Source organism: Jannaschia sp. M317 (assembly GCF_025141175.1).
GTDB lineage: Bacteria > Pseudomonadota > Alphaproteobacteria > Rhodobacterales > Rhodobacteraceae > Jannaschia.
This window is the reverse complement of sequence record NZ_CP081157.1, coordinates 1-21,421: the sequence shown is the minus strand read 5'-3', so window position 1 is coordinate 21,421 and position 21,421 is coordinate 1. Positions and strand designations below refer to the sequence as shown.

24 protein-coding genes and 3 pseudogenes are annotated in these 21,421 nt (G+C 68.9%); 12 read left to right on the top strand and 15 right to left on the bottom strand.

Translation table 11 applies throughout. The annotated features are described in order from the left end of the window. Positions 1-12 precede the first annotated feature (12 nt). A complete protein-coding gene (locus tag K3551_RS18590; RefSeq protein WP_259920089.1) occupies positions 13-2,517 on the bottom strand; it encodes a heavy metal translocating P-type ATPase in 2,505 nt (834 codons plus the stop codon). Positions 2,518-2,634: 117 nt separating this feature from the next. Between K3551_RS18590 and K3551_RS18585 the strand changes: the two genes are divergently transcribed. From K3551_RS18585 to K3551_RS18570, 4 genes are all read left to right on the top strand, one after another. Then, positions 2,635-2,958, top strand: a complete 324-nt coding sequence (locus K3551_RS18585) for a hypothetical protein (RefSeq protein WP_259920087.1) — start codon at positions 2,635-2,637, stop codon at positions 2,956-2,958. A 109-nt stretch (positions 2,959-3,067) separates the two neighbouring features. Next, positions 3,068-3,469: a Cu(I)-responsive transcriptional regulator gene (gene cueR, locus K3551_RS18580; protein WP_259920083.1), complete on the top strand. Its 402-nt coding sequence runs from the start codon at positions 3,068-3,070 to the stop codon at positions 3,467-3,469. 207 nt (positions 3,470-3,676) lie between these two features. Next, entirely contained in the window at positions 3,677-4,621 is a 945-nt protein-coding gene (locus K3551_RS20005; protein WP_311199814.1) for a DUF6692 family protein, read from the top strand. An 11-nt stretch (positions 4,622-4,632) separates the two neighbouring features. Then, positions 4,633-5,403 (top strand): glutaredoxin family protein, encoded by a 771-nt coding sequence (locus K3551_RS18570; RefSeq protein WP_259920080.1) that lies wholly within the window; start codon positions 4,633-4,635, stop codon positions 5,401-5,403. An 18-nt stretch (positions 5,404-5,421) separates the two neighbouring features. Here the strand turns inward: K3551_RS18570 and petA are convergent, their stop codons facing one another. Continuing rightward, on the bottom strand, positions 5,422-5,991 hold the full coding sequence (gene petA, locus K3551_RS18565) for a ubiquinol-cytochrome c reductase iron-sulfur subunit (RefSeq protein ID WP_259920079.1): 570 nt from the start codon (positions 5,989-5,991) through the stop codon (positions 5,422-5,424). Positions 5,992-6,222: 231 nt separating this feature from the next. Here petA and K3551_RS18560 point away from each other — a divergent pair, with 231 nt between their 5' ends. Beyond that, positions 6,223-6,975 (top strand): heparan-alpha-glucosaminide N-acetyltransferase, encoded by a 753-nt coding sequence (locus K3551_RS18560; RefSeq protein WP_259920076.1) that lies wholly within the window; start codon positions 6,223-6,225, stop codon positions 6,973-6,975. A gap of 23 nt (positions 6,976-6,998) precedes the next feature. On the opposite strand, the gene lgt is transcribed toward K3551_RS18560, so the two are convergent. Continuing rightward, a complete protein-coding gene (gene lgt, locus K3551_RS18555; RefSeq protein ID WP_259920073.1) occupies positions 6,999-7,928 on the bottom strand; it encodes a prolipoprotein diacylglyceryl transferase in 930 nt (309 codons plus the stop codon). A 228-nt stretch (positions 7,929-8,156) separates the two neighbouring features. On the opposite strand from lgt, the gene K3551_RS18550 reads away from it, so the two are divergent. Genes K3551_RS18550 through ccmI form a run of 4 tightly spaced genes read left to right on the top strand, consistent with a single transcriptional unit; the run spans position 8,157 to position 12,337 of the window. After that, a complete protein-coding gene (locus K3551_RS18550; protein ID WP_259920070.1) occupies positions 8,157-10,151 on the top strand; it encodes a heme lyase CcmF/NrfE family subunit in 1,995 nt (664 codons plus the stop codon). Positions 10,152-10,155: 4 nt separating this feature from the next. Beyond that, a complete protein-coding gene (locus K3551_RS18545) occupies positions 10,156-10,707 on the top strand; it encodes a DsbE family thiol:disulfide interchange protein (protein ID WP_259920067.1) in 552 nt (183 codons plus the stop codon). Continuing rightward, the gene (locus K3551_RS18540; RefSeq protein ID WP_259920064.1) at positions 10,704-11,189 is read left to right on the top strand and encodes a cytochrome c-type biogenesis protein; all 486 of its coding nucleotides are present in this window, start codon (positions 10,704-10,706) and stop codon (positions 11,187-11,189) included. Before K3551_RS18545 ends, K3551_RS18540 begins: the two co-directional genes overlap by 4 nt. Continuing rightward, positions 11,186-12,337, top strand: coding sequence for a c-type cytochrome biogenesis protein CcmI (gene ccmI / locus K3551_RS18535; protein WP_259920060.1), 1,152 nt, complete (start codon positions 11,186-11,188; stop codon positions 12,335-12,337). The genes K3551_RS18540 and ccmI overlap by 4 nt, the downstream gene beginning before the upstream one ends. 22 nt (positions 12,338-12,359) lie before the next feature. Here ccmI and K3551_RS18530 read toward each other — a convergent pair whose 3' ends face one another. Further along, complete coding sequence (locus K3551_RS18530; RefSeq protein WP_259920057.1) at positions 12,360-14,459, bottom strand: protein-disulfide reductase DsbD; 2,100 nt, start codon at positions 14,457-14,459, stop codon at positions 12,360-12,362. Beyond that, complete coding sequence (locus tag K3551_RS18525; RefSeq protein ID WP_259920056.1) at positions 14,456-15,229, bottom strand: DsbA family protein; 774 nt, start codon at positions 15,227-15,229, stop codon at positions 14,456-14,458. The genes K3551_RS18530 and K3551_RS18525 overlap by 4 nt, the downstream gene beginning before the upstream one ends. Positions 15,230-15,478: 249 nt before the next feature. Between K3551_RS18525 and K3551_RS18520 the strand changes: the two genes are divergently transcribed. Both K3551_RS18520 and K3551_RS18515 read left to right on the top strand, forming a co-directional pair. Beyond that, complete coding sequence (locus K3551_RS18520; RefSeq protein ID WP_259920054.1) at positions 15,479-15,967, top strand: disulfide bond formation protein B; 489 nt, start codon at positions 15,479-15,481, stop codon at positions 15,965-15,967. Positions 15,968-16,080: 113 nt separating this feature from the next. Next, the gene (locus K3551_RS18515) at positions 16,081-16,773 is read left to right on the top strand and encodes a L,D-transpeptidase (RefSeq protein ID WP_259920052.1); all 693 of its coding nucleotides are present in this window, start codon (positions 16,081-16,083) and stop codon (positions 16,771-16,773) included. 15 nt (positions 16,774-16,788) lie between these two features. Here the strand turns inward: K3551_RS18515 and K3551_RS18510 are convergent, their stop codons facing one another. Next, positions 16,789-17,034: a hypothetical protein gene (locus tag K3551_RS18510; protein ID WP_409197436.1), complete on the bottom strand. Its 246-nt coding sequence runs from the start codon at positions 17,032-17,034 to the stop codon at positions 16,789-16,791. Positions 17,035-17,843: 809 nt separating this feature from the next. Between K3551_RS18510 and K3551_RS18505 the strand changes: the two genes are divergently transcribed. Beyond that, on the top strand, positions 17,844-18,104 hold the full coding sequence (locus K3551_RS18505; protein WP_259920049.1) for a hypothetical protein: 261 nt from the start codon (positions 17,844-17,846) through the stop codon (positions 18,102-18,104). A 3-nt stretch (positions 18,105-18,107) separates the two neighbouring features. Here K3551_RS18505 and K3551_RS18500 read toward each other — a convergent pair. From K3551_RS18500 to K3551_RS18460, 9 genes and pseudogenes are all read right to left on the bottom strand, one after another. Next, positions 18,108-18,498, bottom strand: a pseudogene (locus tag K3551_RS18500) (c-type cytochrome). A gap of 185 nt (positions 18,499-18,683) precedes the next feature. Then, positions 18,684-18,872, bottom strand: a pseudogene (locus K3551_RS18495) (multicopper oxidase domain-containing protein); the annotation flags it as partial. 266 nt (positions 18,873-19,138) lie between these two features. Next, positions 19,139-19,366 carry a hypothetical protein gene (locus tag K3551_RS18490; RefSeq protein WP_259920047.1) on the bottom strand — a complete coding sequence of 76 codons (228 nt, stop codon included), beginning with the start codon at positions 19,364-19,366 and terminating at the stop codon, positions 19,139-19,141. After that, positions 19,333-19,518 (bottom strand): hypothetical protein, encoded by a 186-nt coding sequence (locus K3551_RS18485; RefSeq protein ID WP_259920034.1) that lies wholly within the window; start codon positions 19,516-19,518, stop codon positions 19,333-19,335. Before K3551_RS18485 ends, K3551_RS18490 begins: the two co-directional genes overlap by 34 nt. Before the next feature lie 214 nt (positions 19,519-19,732). Continuing rightward, positions 19,733-19,801, bottom strand: a pseudogene (locus K3551_RS18480) (hypothetical protein); the annotation flags it as partial. Continuing rightward, the gene (locus tag K3551_RS20000) at positions 19,792-20,325 is read right to left on the bottom strand and encodes a hypothetical protein (protein WP_311199812.1); all 534 of its coding nucleotides are present in this window, start codon (positions 20,323-20,325) and stop codon (positions 19,792-19,794) included. The pseudogene K3551_RS18480 and the gene K3551_RS20000, both read right to left, overlap by 10 nt. Positions 20,326-20,608: 283 nt before the next feature. Continuing rightward, positions 20,609-20,764 (bottom strand): DUF411 domain-containing protein, encoded by a 156-nt coding sequence (locus tag K3551_RS18470; protein WP_259920031.1) that lies wholly within the window; start codon positions 20,762-20,764, stop codon positions 20,609-20,611. 7 nt (positions 20,765-20,771) lie between these two features. Then, positions 20,772-20,987, bottom strand: coding sequence for a hypothetical protein (locus K3551_RS18465; RefSeq protein WP_259920028.1), 216 nt, complete (start codon positions 20,985-20,987; stop codon positions 20,772-20,774). A 16-nt stretch (positions 20,988-21,003) separates the two neighbouring features. Next, positions 21,004-21,198 (bottom strand): heavy-metal-associated domain-containing protein, encoded by a 195-nt coding sequence (locus K3551_RS18460; RefSeq protein WP_259920026.1) that lies wholly within the window; start codon positions 21,196-21,198, stop codon positions 21,004-21,006. Positions 21,199-21,421: the final 223 nt, after the last annotated feature.

The window sequence follows — 21,421 nt, the reverse complement described above, 5'->3', positions numbered from 1 at the left end:
GATGCCTGGGCCTTATTCCGCCGGAACGGCTTGTGAAGGGGCCGGGCGCGGCGGGCCGTCGCCCGCGCGCGACGGCGGGGACCAGCGGCGTAGGCGCAGGGCGTTGCCCAGCACGAAGACCGACGACAGCGCCATGGCCCCGGCGGCGAGGATCGGCGACAGAAGCAGACCGAACGCGGGATAGAGCACGCCGGCGGCCACCGGCAGCAGGGCGGCGTTGTAGGCGAAGGCCCAGAACAGGTTTTGGCGGATGTTGCGGATGGTGGCCCGCGACAGGGCGATGGCGTCGGGCACCCCGCGCAGGGAGCCGGACATGAGCACCACGTCCGCCGCCTCGATCGCCACGTCGGTGCCGCCGCCCACGGCAAGGCCCACATCGGCCTCGGCCAGGGCGGGCGCGTCGTTGATGCCGTCGCCCACGAAGGCGAGGCGCCCATGCGCGGCCTTCAGGGCGCGCACCGCCTCCACCTTGCCGCCGGGCAGGACCTCGGCCACGACAGCGTCGATGCCCAGGCGGCGGGCGACGGCCTCGGCCGTGCGGCGGTTGTCGCCGGTGATCATGGCGACCGTCAGGCCTAGGTCGTGCAGGGCGGCGATGGCGGCCGGCGTCGTGTCCTTGATGGGATCCGCCACGGCCAGGATCGCGGCGAGGCGACCGCCCACGGCGGCATAGAGCGGGGTCTTGCCCTCGTCCCCCAGCCGTTCGGCGGCGGCGGCGAAGGGGGCCACGTCATGGCCCAGCGACGCCATGTAGCGGTCGGCCCCCACCTGCACGGCCACGCCGTCTACGGTGGCTATGACGCCCATGCCGGTGACGCCATCGAAGCCCGCCGCCTCGGGCAGGTCTAGCCCCTCGGCCCGGGCAGCGGCGACGATGGCGCGCGCGATCGGATGCTCTGACCGCGCCTCGACGGCGGCGACGCGGGCCAGCACTTGGGCGCGGTCGAACCCTTCGGCCAGGTGCAGGTCGGTCAGGCGGGGCGCGCCCTCGGTCAGGGTGCCGGTCTTGTCGAGCGCCACCACCCGCGCGTCGCGCAGCAGCTGCAACGCCTCGCCGCGCCGGAACAGGATGCCCGCCTCGGCGCCGCGCCCGGTGCCCACCATGATCGAGACCGGCGTGGCCAGCCCCATGGCACAGGGGCAGGCGATAATGAGGACGGCGACGGCGTTGACCAGCGCGAAGGTCAGCGCGGGATCGGGGCCGAACACGAGCCACACGCCGAAGGTCGTCGCGGCCAGCGCCATGACGGCAGGGACGAACCACATGGTCACGCGGTCCACCAGCGCCTGGATCGGCAGCTTGCCGCCCTGCGCCACCTCGACCATGCGCACGATCTGCGCCAGCATCGTGTCCGCGCCCACGGCCGTGGCGCGGATCGCCAGCGCGCCGGTCTGGTTGATGGTGCCGCCCGTGACCGGGTCGCCAGGGGCCTTGGTCACGGGGACCGGCTCGCCGGTTATCATGCTTTCGTCGACGTAGCTGGCACCCTCGACCACCTCGCCGTCGACGGGCGCGCGTTCGCCGGGGCGCAGCTCGACCACGTCGCCGGGGGCGACCTGCGCGGCGGTGACCTCGACCACCGCGCCGTCGCGCCGGACGCGGGCGGTGCGCGGTTGCAGGCCGATCAGCCGCTGGATCGCCTGGGAGGTGCGGCCCCGCGCCCGCGCCTCCAGCCAGCGGCCCAGCAGGATCAGCGTGGCGATCACGGCGGCGGCCTCGTAATAGACGCCGACGGTGCCCGGGGGCAGGACGCCCGGCGCGAATAGCGCCACGGTGGAATAGCCCCAGGCGGCAAGGGTGCCGAGCGCCACGAGGGAGTTCATATCCGGCGCAGCGCGCAGTAGGGCGGGCACGCCGCGCGTGTAGAAGCCCCGCCCCGGCCCCAGCAGGACGGCGGTGGTCAGCACGAACTGGATCAGCCAGCTGGCGCGCATGCCGACGGTGTCGGCGATCAGGTCGTGGAAGGCGGGGACCAAGTGGCCGCCCATCTCCAGCAGGGCCACCGGCAGGGTCAGCGCGCCCGCGATCAGGACGCGGCGCCCGATGGCGCGCGCCTCGGCGTCCCGTGCGTCATCCGCCTGCGGGACCCGGTCGCGCGCGGCCTCGCGCGCGGCGTAGCCCGCGGCGGCGGCGGCGGCGACCAGATCGGCGGCGGCGGCTGTGCCCTCGACCGTGGCGCGGCCGGTGGCGAGGTTGACGCGGGCCGCGGTCACGCCCGGCACGGCGGTCAACGCACGCTCCACCCGGCCGGTACAGGAGGCGCAAGTCATGGCGTCCACCTCCAGCTCGACCGTGGCGGCGTGCACGGAATAGCCCGCCCCCTCGACCGCCCGAACCAGTGCTGCGCGGTCCACCGGGGCGTCCGTCGTCACCTCGGCGCGGCCGGTGGCGAAGTTGGCGCGCGCCTCGGCCACGCCGGGCACGGCCAGGAGCGCGCGTTCCACCCGGCCCACGCAGGAGGCGCAGCTGAGGCCGTCGACGAGAAAGGCCTGTCGGGTGGGAGCGGGAGCGGTCATGGGGTGTTTCCTGTTTGGATCGGCGTTCCACATCACAGATGGGGGTTCCCCCTACTGGAAGGTCAAGTATTCCGACCCGCCCTTGAGATAGTCGGTTGAAGGCTTTAGCTTCCAGTCATGGCATGGAAGCGTCCCATCACCCTGTTGCTTGCCGCAGCCCTGCTGTGGACCGGCCTGCTCGGCGCGAGTGGGATGCTGCATGCCCATGAGAACGTTCATGTTGAATCTCAATCCTATGCGGAATTTGCGCAAGAAGCGGTGGAGTGCTGCCAAGACGTTACCGACCGTTCGCCTAGTTGCATAAGTATCTCCGCAGTCGTGGTGGAACATTCGGTACCGATTGTCCTGCGCGAATTCCACTCGACCTTTCTCGTCGGCCCGCCGGGTCTTCCGGCCGGCCGCGATCCCCACGAATTCCTCGACCCGCCGCGCGTGATCTGACGGCGCGCCCCAGTGGTGCCCCTATCGATATCCGTTGCGTCAATTGAAACGAGGAATTCGTCATGTCCCCCTATTCCGCCCGCCATCCCGCCTTCGCATGGAGGCCATCATGAACATAGGAGAAGTCGCCGACCGGACCGGCGTACCCGCCAAGACCATCCGATATTACGAGGAGATCGGCCTCGTCACCCCGGCCAGATCGCATAACGGGTATCGGGCCTTCTCGATGCGCGACGTCCATAAGCTGGATTTCCTTGGGCGGGCCCGCGCGCTCGGCTTTCCGATCGAGGATTGCCGCAGGCTGCTCGCCCTGTGGAGCGACGAGAGCCGGACGAGCGCCGAGGTCAAAGGCCTCGCGCGTGACCACTTGGACGCGATCAAGGCCAAGATCGCCGCGCTGCAGGAGATGCGGACCACGCTGACGCATCTGGTCGGGACCTGCGCAGGCGACGACCGTCCCGACTGTCCGATCATCGAGACGCTCAGCGGATGCAAAGACGCCCGTCTCTGACGCCCGACAAGATCCGCGCAGCCCGCTCCGCGAAGGGGGCTGCGCGAAACACCCCAAGACACCTGCCTTCCGACTGGGCACAGTCCGCGCGAGACAGCATCCGTGATCTCGGCAAAACGAGAACCGACCTATTTGGAACCTTCCAGCGTTGGAGAGTCGTTCTTCCCGCAATAGGGCTTTATTTCGACGCGCCCTGAACGTGAACGAATGGAGGACGAGATGGTGCACGATACGACGCGCAAGGGCGCTGCGGGGTCGCATGACAAGTCCGGGGACGGCGGCCCGAACTGGAAGATGTACGGCAACCTGCTAGCGATGGTCGTTACGTCCACCGTGGTCATGTATTTCTTTATGTACTGGAACATCTACCGCCTCAGCGACTTCTGGCTGTCGGAGACGCGGGCCTACATGTCGATGCTAATGTTCGGCACGATGCTGGCCATCATGCTCAGCTTCATGCTGCACATGTACAAGACCCGCTGGTTAAACCTGACGCTCTACGCGGCGTCTCTGGCCATCTTCGCCCTCGGCCTGTGGCTCGTGCGCTCGCAGATCACGGTGCAGGACGAAAGCTGGATGAAGTCCATGATCCCGCACCATTCCATCGCCATCATGGTCTCCGAACGGGCCGCGATCACCGACCCGCGCGCGCGCAAGCTGGCCGACGAGATCATCGCCGCGCAGGAGAAGGAAATCGCCGAGATGGAATGGCTGATCCGCCAGATCCGCGAGAACGGCGAGGTGGGCGGCGACTATCCCATCGGCGCGGCCGAGGGACCGACCCCCGTCGCGGCCTCGGTGGCGCAGGCGCTGTCGCGTCCGGCGCTGGCCGGGGTGGACCTGGGCGGCATGACCGACGCGGAGGTCGCGCAGGTCGTGCCGGATCCCGCCTGCGCGTTCCGTTTCTCGGAAGGTCAGCAGACCGTGGTCGCGGTGAACGCGTCCGGCGAGGGCGTCATCAAGATCACCGGCCAGCTGGTGCCCGTGTCGCTGATCGAGGGGGAGGTTACGCGCGCGCCCGTGCTCGCCGCCGAAGGCGTCCGGCTGACCGTCACGCCGCAGGAGGGCGGCGCGGGCAGCGACCTGATCTTCGACCTGCTGACCGAGCCCGCCCTGCGCGCCGGATACGGCGGCGTCTACACCTGCACCTGAGGAGGCCGACCATGCCGAAGGACACCACGACCGAAGGCGCCAAGCGCGCCACGATCTACCGGATGGACATGCCGGGGCACACCTGCCCCTACGGCTTGAAGTCTGTCGACCTGCTGGAGCGCGAGGGTTTCGAGGTCGACGACCACCTGCTGACCTCGCGCGAGGAGACCGACGCCTTCAAGGAACGGCACGGGGTGAAAACCACGCCGCAGACATGGATCGGCGAGGAGCGGGTGGGCGGCTACGACGCGCTGATGGTCCATTTCGGCAAGCGCAAGCCCGAGGCCGAACGCTCCGACACCTCCTACCAGCCGGTGATCGCGCTGTTCGCGGTCGGCGCGGCGCTGGCCGTCGCCTTCACCTGGTTCGCCTTCGACACGTTGCTGACCTGGCAGACGCTGGGCTGGTTCATCTCGATCTCGATGGTGCTGCTGGGGTTGCAGAAGCTCAAGGACATCGAGAGCTTCTCGACGATGTTCCTCAACTACGACCTGCTGGCCAAGCGGTGGGTGCGCTACGGCTATGTCTATCCGTGGGTCGAGACGGGTGCGGGCCTGTTGATGACGGCGATGGTCTGGCACTGGCTGTCTGTGCCCTCGGCGCTGTTCATCGGCACGGTGGGCGCGGTCAGCGTCTTCAAGGCCGTCTACGTCGACAAGCGCGAGCTGAAATGCGCCTGCGTCGGTGGCGACAGCAAGGTGCCGCTGGGCTTCGTGTCGCTGACCGAGAACCTGATGATGGTCGGCATGGCGGTGTGGATGGGTTGGCGCTTCCTCTTGTGAAGCCGGGAGATGCCACGATCAGCCGATCGTGAGCAGCCCGTCCTCCGACAGTGCGTAAGGCGGAATGTGGAGGTTCTCCGGCGCCGGGCCCCGGCGGATGCGGCCCGCCGCGTCGTAATGCGAGCCGTGGCAGGGGCAGAACCAGCCGCCGAAATCCCCGGCTCCGTCGCCCAGGGGCACGCATCCCAGATGGGTGCAGACGCCGATCTGCACCAGAAGGGTCTCCAGGCCCGGCACCGCCCGATTGGCGTCCACGGCCAGCGCGTCGTCGGGAAGATTGGCGTTCCGCGCCAATGGATCGGGAAGGTCGGTGACCTCCTCTGCCGTGGCGGCCTCGATCTCGGCCGCCGTCCTGTTGCGCACGAAGACCGGCTTGCCCTGCCACATGACGGTGAGTTGCGTTCCAGGCTCCACCCCGGAGATGTCGACCTGGATCGACAGGAGCGCCACCACGTCAGCTGACGGATTCATCTGATCGACGAGGGGCCATACGGCCATTCCAGTGACGACGGTGCCGACGCCGGCCGTCGCGTAGTAAAGGAAATCGCGCCTCGTGCCCTCGGGCGCTTCTCCGGCATCCGGGTTCATGATGGTCCTCCATATGCATCCGGCAGGCATCTCGGTCGCCGCCTCGGCGCGATCCGACCGGGTTCCACCGCGGTAGGGTCAAGCGGCATTGTCGGGTCAAGATAGGGGCCATTATTGCCTTGGCCTGCCGCCCCCGGCATCGGCCGATCCCATCGTGCGACCTCTTCCCTTCCAGCGCGGTATCCCGCGTAGGGGCTGCGAAACGGCATCGTTCGGGGATCGGCGTCTCAGATGGACATCTCGCTCGCACAGGGCTGCCCCCAGAGGCGGCACGCCCGCTATCCGGCGGTGGATGTCCTGCGCGGCGTCGCGATCCTCGGGGTGGTGCTGTTCCACCTCGTTTGGGATCTGACATTCCTCGGAATGATACCGCCGCACTGGTCCGTGCATCCGGCATGGATCGCGTTCGGTCGGACGGTCGCGGCGACCTTCATGCTTCTGGTCGGCGTCAGCCTCGCGCTTGCCGGACGCGGCGGCGTGGAGCCTCGGGCGTTCCTCCTGCGCCTCGCGAAGATCGCCGCCGCCGCGATCGCGATCACCGCAACGACGCGCCTGCTTCTCGGTGACGCCTTCGTCTACTTCGGCATTCTTCATGCCATCGTGGTGGCCAGCGTGATCGGCGTCGCATTCATGCGCGCGCCCGTCGCGATCCAGCTGCTAGTCGGATGCGCCGCGATCGCCCTCGGCCTTGCATGGCAGCATGCCGCCTTTGACCCACGGGCGGTCGCCTGGATCGGTTTTGCGGTCGCACCCGTGCCATCCGTCGACTTCGTGCCCGTCTTTCCCTGGGCGGGCTTTACGCTGGTCGGGCTCGCCGTCGCCCGTATCGGACTGGACCGCGGGTGGCTGGACCTATTGCCCGACGGCGGCAGCCGGGTCGCGCGCGGGCTGTCGTTGCTGGGACGCCGGAGCCTTGCGATCTACTTGCTGCACCAGCCGATCCTCCTCGCGGTACTATATCCGATCGCCCTGCTAGTGCGGTAAGGGTGCCATCTGACCTGTTCTGGTCAAGTGCGAGGTGACTGAGGGTTGGTCTCGCCCATTCCCGGAGCCAGGTGCCGAACGGCGCGCATGACGAGCCAGAGGCCCGCCGCGACCATCGGCACCGAAAGAACCTGTCCCATGGTCAGCCCGACCTCGCCCAGTTGCACGGCGTAGCCCAGCGGGTTGCCGGGAGCGACGAACTGCGCGTCCGGCTGGCGCACGAGTTCGACCACCGCGCGGGCCGTGCCGTAGCCCGCTAGGAACACGCCCGTCAGCAATCCCGGCCGTGCGAAGGCCCCGCGCCGCCAAGCCAGCCACAGCAGCACCGCGCCCAGCACCGCTCCCTCCAGCGCCGCCTCATAGAGTTGTGACGGGTGTCGGGCACACAGGCCGGCGACGCCGGGGCAATCCTGCGCCGCGGCACCGGGGAAGATCACGGCCCAGGGGAGGTCGGTCGACCGGCCCCACAACTCGCCGTTCACGAAATTGGCGAGCCGGCCGAGAAACAGGCCGATCGGCGTGGCGAGCGCCAGAAGGTCGGCAAGTGGCATGAGCGGGACGTCGCGACGCCAATGGAAAAGCACGAGCGCGGACGCGACCCCGAGCATTCCGCCGTGAAAGGACATGCCGCCCTGCCAGACCATCAGGATCTCGGCGGGATTGGCGAGGTAGTAGGTCGGCTGATAGAACAGGACGAAGCCGAGCCGACCCCCCAGGATCACCCCGAGCACGATCCAGGTGGCGAGGTCCTCCAGCTGCGCTGCAGTCACCGGCGCACCCGCGGAACCCCAAAGACGCGGCGTCAGCACCGCCCTGCGACAGAGCCACCACCCCAGCAGGATGCCGACGATGTAGGCCATCGCGTACCAGCGCAGCGTGAAGGTGAAGACCCCGAGGTCGATCGAGAAGATGTCCGGCCCGATGCCGGGGAAGGAAATCGCAAGCGGTGTCATGGAACGTTCCGGGGTCAGGGGTTCGGTAAGGCGCGAGACGGGCGACGCCGTGGACTGGCTTCGGCGGGAAAGGCCCGCATTGGCACCTCTGTCCGTGCCGACCTTCCACCGGGGAAGGGCAAGCCGATTTCCATCACGGAGGCGTGAAGACGATCCCGCAGGTCAGGCCTTGACCCTCCTGCGATGGAAACCCCGACGTCCTGGTCTAAGGCAGCGGGGAACATGCACATGATACCGGAAGTCGGCCATTTCGCCCTAATTCTTGCCCTGGCGGTCGCCGTCGTGCAGAGCGTGTTGCCGATCGCGGGGGCGGGCACGGGACGGGTTCAATGGATGGAAAGCGTACGGACGACCGCGACTTTGCAGGTTGTGCTTATCGGGCTCGCTTTTATCGCCTTGGTACGGTCCTTCGTGGTCAGCGATTTTACCGTCCTCAATGTCGTCGAGAACTCGCACTCGCTCAAGCCGATGCTCTTCAAGGTTGCAGGCAGCTGGGGCAGTCACGAGGGATCGCTACTGCTATGGACACTGATCCTCGCCATTTTCGGGGCGGGGGTCGCGCTGCTGGGGGGCAATATCCCTGCGGGGCTGAAGGCGCGCACGCTGTCAGTCCAAGCCTGGATCTCCGTGGGCTTCCTGACCTTCATGCTTTTCACGTCCAACCCGTTCGACCGCGTCTTCCCGGCGCCGATGGACGGGCAGGATCTCAATCCATTGCTGCAGGACGTCGGCCTCGCGATGCATCCGCCGCTGCTCTACTTCGGCTATGTCGGCTTCTCGATCGTGTTCTCCTTCGCCGTTGCCGCGCTTCTGGAGGGGCGGGTCGATCCGGCTTGGGCCCGCTGGGTGCGACCTTGGACCCTCGCCGCCTGGATCAGCCTGACCGCCGGGATAGCGCTCGGGTCTTGGTGGGCCTACTACGAGCTAGGCTGGGGCGGATGGTGGTTCTGGGACCCGGTCGAGAACGTCAGCTTCATGCCTTGGCTTCTGGGCACGGCGCTGCTGCATTCGGCGATCGTCACCGAGAAGCGCGACGCCTTCAAGAGCTGGACGATCCTGCTCGCCATCTTGACCTTCTCACTGTCGCTGCTGGGCACGTTCATCGTGCGCTCGGGCCTGCTGACCTCCGTCCACGCTTTCGCCGTCGATCCCGAGCGCGGACTCTACGTCCTGGGGCTGCTGGGCGTGACCGTCGTCGGCTCGCTGACCCTCTACGCCTGGCGCGCGCCGCAGTTGGAGCCGGGCGGGCTGTTCCGCCCCGTCAGCCGCGAGGCCGGACTGCTGATCAACAACCTGCTGCTCGCAACGGCGACTGCGACGGTCCTCGTGGGGACGCTCTACCCGCTCTTCATCGAGGCGATCACCGGCGAGAAGCTGACGGTCGGGCCGCCCTTCTTCAACGCCGTTTTCATCCCCGTCATGCTGCCGCTCGTGGTAATGATGGGCGTGGGGCCGCTCCTGTCGTGGAAGCGGGCAGACCTGGCGGGCGTCGCCCAACGGCTACGGCTGGCCTTGCTGGCGGCGGCCATCGTCGCCGGGATCGTGTGGTATCTCCAGACCGGCGGCCCGATCCTTGCGGTCCTCTCCATCGCGATCGCGGCATGGCTTTTCGTGGCAAGCCTGCGAGAATGGGCACTTCGAATCCGCCTTGGAAACGTCCCTTGGCACGAGGCGGCCCGCCGGGCGCGGCAACTTCCGCGCGCGGCCCACGGCATGACGCTGGCGCATCTCGGCGTCGCCGTCCTGATTTTGGGCTTCGTCGGCTCCTCCGCGTGGAAAGAAGAGCAGATCCTCTTCGCCGGCCCCGGCACGACAGTCGGGATCGCAGGCTTCGACGTCGTGTTCGACGGGGTCGAACCGGTGCAGGGTCCGAACTACGTGGCCCAGCAAGGGCAACTGCGCGTCCTTCGCGAAGGGCAGGAGATCGCACGGCTGCGTCCCGAACGCCGCTCCTATCCGGTCGCGGGCAGCACCACGACCGAGTCGGCCATCCGATCCACGTTCGCGGGCGACCTCTATGTGACGATCGGCGAGCCCGCCATTGGCCCCGAGAGCGGGCAATGGACGCTTCGCATCCTCTACGAGCCGTTGGTCAACTGGATCTGGATTGGTTCGGTCATGCTGATCCTTGGCGGCTTCCTGTCAATCTCCGATCGCAGGCTTCGCATCGGCGCGCCGCGCCGCGCTGCGCGCCGAGCGGCGATCCCGCACCCGGCGGAGTAGTCCGATGTCGCGCATCCCCCTCGCCCTGCCGGCGCTGCTGGCGATTACCGTTGGCGGCTTCCTGCTGTGGGGGCTGGACCCGGACCGGGACCCGAACGCCGTGCCATCGGCACGGATCGCGCAGCCGGTGCCGGATTTCGTCCTGCCGGCCGTCGAGGGGACAGGCAGGCCCGGCCTGTCGGCCGCCGACCTGCGCGGGGGCGACGCGCCTGTCCTCGTGAACGTCTTCGCGTCCTGGTGCGTGCCCTGCCGCGCCGAGCATGCTGTCCTGACGCGTCTGGTCCGCAACGAGGGCGTACGCCTGATGGGGCTGAACTACCAGGACGAACCCGCGGATGCGGCCCGATGGCTGGACGACCTCGGCAACCCCTACGCGCGCATCGGCTCGGATATCGACGGTCGTGTCGGGATCGACTGGGCGATCTCTGGGGTGCCCGAGACGTTTGTGGTGGACGCCGACGGCGTCGTGACCTTCCGCTACGTGGGCCCGATCATCGCGCCTGGTGCGCAGGAGGAGATCCGGGAGGCCTTGGCAGCGGCGGCGGTTCGGTCATGATACATCGCGTCCTCGCCTCCGTATTCGCCCTGTTGCTCGCCGTTGGCGTCGCCTGGGCGGTCGAGCCCGATGAGATGCTGGCCGATCCCTATCTGGAAAAACGCGCCCGCGTCCTGTCCAAGCAGCTGCGCTGCGTCGTCTGCCTCAACCAGGACATCGACAGCTCCAACGCCGGCGTGGCGCGCACGATGCGTCTGCTGCTGCGCGAACGACTCGTCGATGGGGACAGCGACGCTGAGGTGCTTGATTTCTTCGTGGACCGCTACGGCGATTTCGTCCTGTTCCGCCCACCTTTGAAGGGATCCACCTACGTGCTGTGGCTCGCGCCGTTCGCGATCTTCGGGGCCGGCGCCACGGCGGTCACCATGACGCTGCGTCGGCGTCGACCCCGTGCCGAGTGGGGCGAGACGACCGCGTTGAGCCCCGAGGAAGAGCATGAGCTCATGCAGATTGCGAACAACGGAGAGACCGAGCGGACATGACGTTATGGATTTTGCTGGCGTCACTCGCCCTGACAAGCGGCGCGTTCCTGTTCTTCGGCTTCGGCGGCCGTCGCGCGACCCTGACCCGGCGCGATGGAAGCGTCGCAATCCTCACCGACCAACTTGCCGAGGTGGCAGCGGACCGCGACCGGGGCCTGATCTCCGGGGCGGAGGCGGAGGGCGCCGAGATCGAAATCAAGCGCCGCCTCCTTTCGGTGGCGCGCCGGACGGAGGCGGCGCCGGAGCGCCGGGGCTCGGGCCGCGCGATCGGCGCGCTGCTGGCCGTCGCCGTACCCGCGGCGGCGGTGCTTCTCTACCTCCAGATCGGTGCCCCCGAGGTCGCGGGTCGACCGTCCGAGGAGATCGCCGCGCAGCGGGCCGAGGCGGCGCAGGTCGCCGCCCTGACCGCCGAGCTGAAGGCGCGGCTCGAAAGCGACCCGGAGGGCGGCCCGACCGAGGGCTGGGTGCTGCTGGGCCAGACCTACATGAACATGGGCCGCTATGAGGACGCGGCCGGCGCCTTCGCCAGCATGGCCGAACGCGAGGGGGCGGATTCCTCGGTGCAGTCGCGCTATGCCGAGGCGCTGATCGCCGCCGAGAGCGGGGTCGTCACGCCCAAGGCGCGCCGCGTCATCGACAGGGCCATCGCCCTCGACTCCGCCAACCCGGCGGCCGTGTTCTACCTGTCGCAGGCCCGCGAGCAGGAAGGCGCGCTCGTCACGGCCCGCGCGCTGCTGGTGGAGCGGCTGGACTCGGCGGACGGGTTCCAGCCTTGGATGGAGCTGTTCATCGCCTCGGCCAACCGGCTGGGCGAGCAGACGGGCGACGCGCCGCTCGACCTGACGCGCTACGCGCCGATGCTCGGCGGCGGGCGGGAGCCGAGCGCGGCAGACGTCGCCGCGGCGCAAGACATGGCCCCGGAGGACCGGATGGCCTTCGTCGAGTCGATGGTCGAAGGGTTGGCCGCGCGGCTGGAAGACGAACCGGGCGATCTCGACGGATGGATCCGCCTGATGCGTGCCTACGATGTGCTGGGGCGGACGGAGGATGCGGCGGAGGCTCGCACCCGGGCGCGGGCGGCGGTCGGTGCCTTGCCGTCCGACGATCCGCGACGGGTGCCCGCGCTGCGTGCGCTGGATGGGAAATAAGCGGCTTTCGGATTGCGGCGTATCAATCCGATCTAAGTGCGACTTCCGTTCCGAGGGCGGCCCCGAGCGCGTCCATGACGGCTCCGGGCGTCAGGACCTCCGAGAGCGCGATCCCTTCGGGAGCAGCTGGACCGTAGACGATGTTGAACGGGATGCCGAAACGGCCCTGCGCCTCGAGGAAGGCGGCGATCCGAGGATCGGGGCGGGTCCAGTCGGCCTGTATGGCGACGACCGACGGCGCCGCCAGCGCGTCCACTACCGGCGCCCGCTCCAGCACCAGCGTCTTGTTGGCCTTGCAGGTCAGGCACCAGTCGGCGGTCACGTCGACGAGGACAGCGTGGCCTTCGCTCACATGGCGGGCGATGTCGGCGCGCGCGAAGGGCACCCATGCAATGACGTCGTCGCGACCTGCGGCGCGAGCCTCCGGTTGCATGAGCGCCGGCAGCGCGATCATGGCGACCGCGAGGCCCGCCGCCGTCGCCATCGCCCAGCCGCGCGCGGACGGCAGGACACGCATCAGGGTGATGAGCCCGATCATCCCGACCAGCAGTGCCGCCACTGACCAGGCAAGCGCCTCCGACCGGACTCCGGCAAGCACCCAGAGAAGCCAGATCGCCGTGGCCGCCAGAAGAAGTCCCAGAACCGCCTTGACGGCGAGCATCCAGCGGCCGGGTCGCGGCAGGGCCGAGACGACGCCCGGGCGCGCGGCGACGATCAGATAGGGCAGGGCGAGGCCCAGCCCCATGGTGGCGAAGACCGCCACGACCTCGAATGCGGAGCCCGTGAGCGCGAAGGCCACCGCCGTCCCCAGCAGGGGTGCGGAGCAGGGGGTGGCGAGCAACGCCGCGAAAGCGCCGGTCGCGAATTCCCCGGCATGGCCTCGGCCTCCCACCGTCGCCAGCCGCGTGGCAAGACCGGGCGGCAGGTCGATATCGAACAGGCCGAAGAAGGACGCCGCGAAGAGGGTCAGGATCACGGTGACGACGATGAGGAAGTAGGGGTTCTGGAACTGCGTGCCCCATCCGACCGCGTAACCGAGGCCCTTGAGGCCGATGACGCCGCCGGCCAGGGCCAGCATGAAGGCCAGCGTGCCAGCCGCCGTGACCAGGAACCCCGTCCGGACCCGGCCAGGCGTCTCCTGCGCCGATCTGAGGGCGGAAGACAGCTTGATCGACAGAACCGGAAGGACGCAGGGCATCGCATTGAGCACAAGCCCCCCGGAGAAGGCGAGGGCGAGGATCCAGCTCAATGCCGACCAGGATCGTCTCGGCTGCGCCTCCGCATAGGGCGGATCCGGCACCGCGACGCCGGTCGCGATGTCCTCGAAGGTCGCGGCGTTCGCGCCATCGGTGACCGTCAGGGTCAACGGTGCGGCCGGATCGGCCAGTGCCAAGATGGGAAGGGAGGCCCAGAGCCTGCGACCGTTTGCGGAAACGCGGATATCCGGCGCACCGAAGGCGGTGCCGTCGCCCAGTTCCGGGAAGAGGTCGGGGGACCGCCATCCCGCGGCCCGCTCAAGCTCGACGGTCAGGGCAGCGCCGTCCGGGGAAAGGGCGGCGGCGCGAAGCTCCATCCCCGCCGCCTCCGGCGACAGCGGCACTTTCTCCACCCATTCGGCGATCACCTCGGCCGCGCTCCGATCAATGCCTGCCCCGGCCGGGATGTCGAGGGCCAGGTCGAAACTGAGCGGCACGCAGATATCCGAGCAGGCGAGCATCGAGATCACCGCGCGCAACGCGACGGGTCGCCCCGGCGTGTCGAGGCCGATGCGGATCGGATGGACCACCTCGTCGCGATAGCCGAAGTTCTCGATGCCGAAGGCGCGGAAGCGCTCGGGCGCGGGCCAGAGGACCTCCGCCGACGCGACGTTCCGCGAGCCGGCCCAGTCCACCTCGGGCGGAAGGCCGACCTCGCCAGGCGAACGCCAATAGGTCTTCCAGCCCTCCTCCAGATCGAGGACGAGGCCCGCCGAGATCGTCCCCGCATCGGGCCCGATCCCATCCTCGACGGTGATGAGCCGCGCGGTCAGTGCGGGGGACTCATACGACTGCGAGGTGGCGGCGATGGCGCCCCCGCCGCCGAGCAAGGCCAGCGACAGGACGAGTCCGGCCAGCCGGATCATGCGCAAGCCTCGATGGGGCCATCCGCCCGTTCCCGCGCGATCAGCCGCTCCAGCCGCGCATCGCTGATCTCGCCCTGCACGACCGTCCGGCCGACCACGAGGGCCGGCGTGCCGACGAAGGCAAAGAGTTCGGCCAAGGCGCTGCTTTCTCGCAGCTCGCGCCGGACGTCTTCGCCGTCCATGTCCGCGAGCAGTCGGGTCTTGTCGACGCCCAGATCGTCGGCCAGCACCTTCAGGTATTCCGGGGTGGTCCGGAACGGCGACCGCATCAGGCGCTTGTGGAACGCGACATAGGCCCCCTGCCGCTTGGCGGCGAGCGCGGCCTGCGCGGCCAACATCGAGGCCTCGCCCAGAAGGGGAAGTTCGTGCCACGAGATGCGCACGCGGCCGACGGAGGCCGCCTCGATCTCCGACAGCCGGATGGTGAGCGCCCGGCAGTAGGGGCAGTTGTAGTCCGAGAAGGACGCCATCGGAACGACGTCCGGATCGCGGTCGTCGCCGTAAAGCGCTTCGCACGGCTGTGCGCTCACCCGCTCCAAGGCCGCGCCGGTGTCCAGGCCGGGATCGTCGTCAAGGCCGAGGAACAGGTCGAACCCCGTCGAACTGTCGCCGCCGGCGATCCGGCGGAAGCCGGCCGGTCGCGCGACCGGTTCGAACTCCAGATCCCCGGCGAAGATCTCGGCCACCGCCGGCGGTCCGAACCTCAGCGCCGCATATCCACCCGCGATCGCCAGCGCGCCGATCAGCAGGTTACGTCGTGATTCCGCCAAGGCTCTTCTCTTCTCGTCACCCAAAAATGTGTGATGCGACCTTCCAGCGCCGCAAGGTCCAGTCACAAAATTGCGAATGGATCGGGTGCCTGCATGTCTTTTAAATACAGGTCGCGTCAGGCAGTTCTCTGTCCTAAACGCAATTTCAATTTGCCTCGCCTGTGATCCGCCGCGAAGTTTTGGCGCGGGGGCTGGATGGGGGCCAGCGGCCCATCTGCCATGGGCCCGGCCAGCGAGGAGGAGCACCGCATGAACCGCACGTCTTTGCATCTTGGATACACCGCAGCGATCGGATCGGCGGCCCTGTTGGGGGGCGCGTATCTCTATCAGCTCGCAGGCTACCTGCCGTGCACCATGTGCATCTGGCAACGCTACCCGCACGGCGTGGCGATCGCGCTCGGCGTGGTGCTCCTGTTCCTGGGACGGGGGCGGGCGATCCTGGCGCTCGGGGCGTTGGCGGCGATGACGACAGCGGGCCTCGGCATGTTCCATACCGGGGTGGAGCGCGGCTGGTGGGAAGGTCCTTCCACCTGCACCGGCGGCGCGTCGGACCTCTCCGCGATGACCGGCGCCGATCTTCTTTCCTTCGAAACGGCCGAGACGCTCGTCCTTTGCGACGAAGTCGTCTGGGAGTTCATGTCGCTCTCGATGGCAAGCTGGAACGCCATTCTCAGCGTTCTCCTCGCCGCGGCGTGGATCGCGGCCTTCTACTTGGCGGGGCGTTCCAGAGAGGCATGATCCGCCGGACGCGTCCCGTCACGTCGCCGCACCGCGTATGTCCTTGCCTTCCGGCGCTGGATGCCAAGCAACCGTGTCGAGTAGCAGACGGCTGCCAGAACGGAGGAACCGGAATGCTGACACGGCGACACTTCATCGGGGCGGCGGCTGCGCTGTTCTCCGCACCAATCGCGGGGCCGAGCCTCGCGCAGACCCTTCCCGTCGGCGTCGAGGGGCGCGCGCCGATCTCGGATCGGGACATGTGGAAGGCGTGGGACGCGCAGGTGACGCCGGCCGACTACGATCCTGCCACGTCCAATCCCTGGGGCATCGATCAGCGCTTCCTGCCCCGGGTCGTCGAGGCGAAGCCCGGCCTCCTGCCGGGGGACGTCCATGTCGACGCCGTGGCCCGGTACCTCTATCACATCCGCCCCGGCGGGACGGCCATCCGCTATGGCGTGGCCATCGCACGCGGCGATCTCTACGAACCGGGCATCTATGCCATCCGGCGCAAGGCGCGATGGCCCGTCTGGCGTCCGACGCGGAACATGATCGCGCGCGACCCGGAGATTTATGGACAGTTCGCGGGCGGCGTGGACGGTGGCCCGCTGAACCCGCTCGGATCCCGCGCGCTGTATCTCTACGAGGGCGGGCGGGACACCTACCTGCGGATCCACGGCTCGCCGGAGGCCCGGTCGATCGGCGGGCGGGCGAGTTCGGGCTGCGTGCGCATGGTCATGGCCCACATCATCGATCTTTACGATCAAGTCGAGACGGGATCGACGGCCTTCCTCTACCCGCCGGAGGACGCGCTCGCTGCGACCTGATGCGTCGCCGGGTCGTCAGGTCGACGCCCGGCATATCGGGTTCCCCTGCGGCGTGCGCAGCGGCAGCAGGGTCGTCTCGACGGGCCCGTCGTGCCAGTACCAGTAGCATCCGTCCTCGGGCCGGAACTCGATCGCGCCGAGGTTCTGGTACGGCGCGGCCATCGCCAGGACGGCCTCCGGAATCGGATCGGTTCCGGTGGCGGCGCCCATACCATCCGGCGGTCCGAGGGCGGCGCAGCCTCCAAGCGTGAGTAGGAGCATCGAGCGCGACGTGCGCATTCCAGACCTGTTCATTTCGGTATGTTCCTTCATGGGTTCAGTCGCATCATGGATCGAACGCGAACCCCGAGCGCCCGTTCTCGCAGGATAGCGAACGAACGGGACCGTCGTCGTCCTGCACCTCGCAGCCCGGCGGGATCAGGGGCCGACGTTCCACGTCGCGCGGACAGAGCGTGGTGCCCGAACATGCCGACAGCAGGAGGACGCCCGTAACGACGATCGGCAGGCGCACCATGCGTCTCAAAAGCGTGACCGAAATGTCCGCATTCCTCACGACCGGGTTTCATCAAGGGGTTCGTACCGCCGCTCTGCGAGGAACGACCCCAATCTCCGGGTCCGGATCGGAGCATCCGGCGCGGGAAGGTCAAGCCGTATCTCGACGGGGCGGCCGCTGCGCACCATGTCGTTCATCCCTGCACCTCCAAATAGGCCGGATCGCCTCGCATGGGATATCGATTCCACAGCTCCCGGCCCGGCAGGGCGTCGTTCCACTCGGTCGATGTCGAATTCGCCCCGCTGAGCATTGGAAATGTCACGACATTCCAGCGCTGTACGGTCCGAAGCTACGCCGCCCGCCGTCTTGACCTCACGAGAAACCATCCTCGTTGCCGTCGGGGCAATACCCGTTGGAGGCCACATGAACTTCGAGAACCTGTACTCGCTCGGCCCCACGGAATGGAGCCTCTTCGCCCTCATCTTGATAATCTCCTACGGCGCGCATTTCGCCTTCGGGGGCCACTTCGCACTCGCCTCCTTTCGACCTCGCGCCCCGCTACCGGGTCGTGGCCTGAATGAGCGGAGTCATGATGGGCTGCGCCGGGTTGAACCTGATGCGCGAGCACGACGCCCTGATGCAGGCGTTCCGCTGGACCGGCGTGATCTGGCGGCAGGGGCTGTTCACCGTCGCGGACGTGACGTCAAAGCTGATCTACGGCCTGATCCTAAGCCGCTTCCTGCTGCGGCTCGGCGCATCCGAAGTCTACCGCCCGTCCGCGGAAGCCTTGGGGCTGGAGCCCACACCTGCCGTCGACGAGGTCCGCGCGATCCGATGATGCCTACCGGTCAGCCGCCGGCAGCCTCGGTCCGGCCGCCTGGGCGGCGCGTTCGCGCGCGGGCCAGGTGGACTTGATGTATTCGAGGACGTCGCGGACCTCGGCGTCCGACAGGACGGCCTCGAAGCCGGGCATGCCGCTGTCGAAGCCGTCCACGCCCTGCGCGGCGAGGGCCGCGGTACCGCCAAGCTTGGTATAGGCGAACAGCGTCGCGTCGTCGTGGTGCCAGGTATGGCCGGTCTCGTCATGGGGCGGGGCAGGCAGGCGGGCCGTCCGGGCCGGGGCTGCGCCAGTCGGGCTGGCCTTCGAGCGCGGCGCCGTGGCAGGCGGCGCAATACTCGCCGTAGAGCGCCGCCCCCCTGGCCAGATCGATGGGCGCGGCGATGGCGGGCATGGCTCCGGGGGCCGCCCCAGTTGCGCCCCGCCAAGCCCCCACCACGCGCCGCCCGCCGCGAGCGCGGCGACGAGGAGCGCCGCAGCCTTCCCTCTCACGCCGCGACCCGCAGGAAGGCCATCATCCCCCGAAGCGGCATGGCTCAGCATGTGGCAGTGCAGCATCCAGTCGCCCGCTGCAGCGGCGGCGAACGCGATCTCGACCGTGGCGCCGCCCGCCACCAGCGTGGTGTCGCGCAGATCGCCCAGCGTGCCGCTCGCGCCGATCTCGTGGAAATGCATCCCGTGCAGGTGCATGGAGTGCGGCCAGTTCGAGCGATTCTCGATCGCCAGCCGCACCGTCTCGCCCGCCGCGAGCTCGGCCAGCGGCGCCATCGCGTCCGCCGCGGTCCAGTCGGCCCGGCCGTTGAACGCCCAGTAGAAGCCCGCATCCGCCATCTCGCGGAAGCCCGCGCGCTGGCCGCCCACGCGCGCGCCGTCCATCCGGCCCATCGCGCCGCCCTCCATCACCAACCGCAGCGGGCGGGCGTCCGCCAGCGCACCGAGCGCGGCACCGGGTTGGGCGGCAGCGGCGCGGGTGCGAGGCGGACGGCGGCTGTGCCGCGCGGACGGGGAAGGCCATCTGAACTACGGGCTCTCGCTCATGGCGGATCAACAGCGCTTCTTTCGCCGGCCTCGGCGGTCACGTCGGCGATCACGTCGGCGCGTTGCGCGGGGGCCAGCACCAACGTCTCCAGCGGGCGCGGCGTGGGCAGAGGCATGCCGTCCAGCGCCACGACCCAGCCGTTCATGCCCTGCAGCGCCAGCTCGAAGATGCGCGCGTTGCTGGCATTGATCAGCCGCAGGCGCAGTCGGTCGCCGCGGCGCACCGGGTGGGATGCTCGACCTGGCCATTGGTGGTAACGACGTTGCCATGACGTCCGCCATGACTGGCGTCATGGGGCGCATCGAAGTCCAGCACCTGCGTACCGTCACGGTTCAGGCGCCAGTCGCCCAGCATCGCGACAATCTCGTCGTCCACGTCGGGCGCAGGCCCTCGCGCTCCTCCACGATCAGCGGCGCGTGCAGGCCGCGGCCCAGCCTGCGCGGCCGAGGACCGGTGTGCATGGTACCAGTAGGTCCCGGCGTCGGGCAGGTCGAAGGCGTAGTCGAAGCTGTCGCCGGGCGCGACGTGGGGCCTGCGTCACACCCGCGACACCGTCCATCCCATTGGGCAGCCGGACCCCATGCCAGTGGATCGAGGTCGGCTCCGGTAGGGCGTTCAGAAGCCGCCGTTCCAGCCGCGTGCCCTGCATCATGCGGATGCCTGCACCGGGCGCCGTACCGTCATAGCCCCAGACCGGCGTGGCTGGGTAGGGAGGCGGCAGGAGCTGCGCGGGCCTGGACGGGCCTCGATCATGATCGGGTCGGTGGCCGCACGGGCGAGCCGGGGCAGGGCGGGCAGGGCCGCGGAGGCGGCGAGCAGGGCGCCGAAGCGGCGTCGCGTGAGGGTCATGGTATGGGTCCTGTCATGATCGTTCCGGCCGACGGCGTCGCGCCGCATCAACCGATCCCGTTGGTGCGCTGCAGCGCCCGGATATAAGCGGTTGATCGCCTTGACGTCGGCTCGGGTCAGCCCTTCGATGGCGGGCATGTTCCCGAACTGCCAGTGATGGGCCTGCACGCCCATTTGCGTCGCCCGCCAGAAGGATTCGTCCGCCGTGATGGCCGGGTTCGTAGGTGATGTGCACCAAGGGCGGGCGTCGATGCCATTGCGTGCCCGGCTGCGTTCACGCCGTGGCAAGCGGCACAAACCCACTTCGTAGGCGAGCTGGCCGATCGCCTCCAAATCACCCAGCGTCTCCGGTAGAGAGACCTGAACGATTGGTGCGCCCTGCGCGATGGCGGAAGTGTCGGGGCGGGACCATGGAATGGCCGCCCGCAGGCGGATTCAAGGCGGTCCACGCAACCGCTCCGACCCCGGCCAAGACCACGGCACCTACAGTCAGGGTCAGGCTGTCCGGCTTCATCGCGCGGCCGCCGTGTCGAACCGCATGCCGTCCCCGCCGCGCCGCCGAAGGGCGAACATGTCGTACTCCGCCGTCGGATCGTGCCCATGCCGGGCGAGCCCATCAGGCATGCCGGGGCGCCGAAACGCCGACGACGTCGGGCGCTTCCGCCATCAGGCGGTCCATCGCATCGAAGGACACATGCCCCTCGATGACGTAGGTGCGCCCGTCCGGGCGGTCAGCATGGGCCGTGTGGCAGGACCAGAGATCGTCGGGCACGCCCGCGTCAGACCTTGGCCCGCGTGACGTCGTCCACATCCGTGGTGTCGACCACGTAGCCCGCCTCGCGCGCCAGGTCGGCCCAGCCGGTGCAGCAGCCGCAAGTCGGGCTCTTGACGACGGACAGGGTGGCCGGCGGGGCGGCCAGCAGCGGGGCGGCCCCCGCGACGAAAGCGGCGGCACCGGTTGCGGCGATCAGGGCACGGCGGGTCAACATGGTCATGGGGAGATCCTCGGGGTCAGGCGGGAGCGGCGTCGTAGCCGGCATCCTTGAGCGCGGCGCGCATGGCGTCCGCGTCGCGCGCGGTGTCGATCTCGACCCGGCGGTCTGCTTGGTCGAACGTCACGCGCGCGGCCGGGTCGACGGCGGCGACGGCCTTCTCGATGGAGGCGCGACAATGGCCGCAGGACATGTCGGGGACGTGGAACTTCATGGGGGTTCTCCTTGGTTTCAGGGCAGGTGGGGGTTTCCCCCGCTGGAAGGTCAAGGGGCGCTCCAGGATGCGACGTCCTGCCGCGTCGATGGCACCGGGGCAGGCGCGGACGGACGCGCCCTTGACCCGGGTTCCGCCCGCCGCCTAATCCGACGGGATGATCCGTGCGATGTTCCATCCGCCATGCAAACGACCCGCGACGGGGGCCCGACGAAACGGCCCC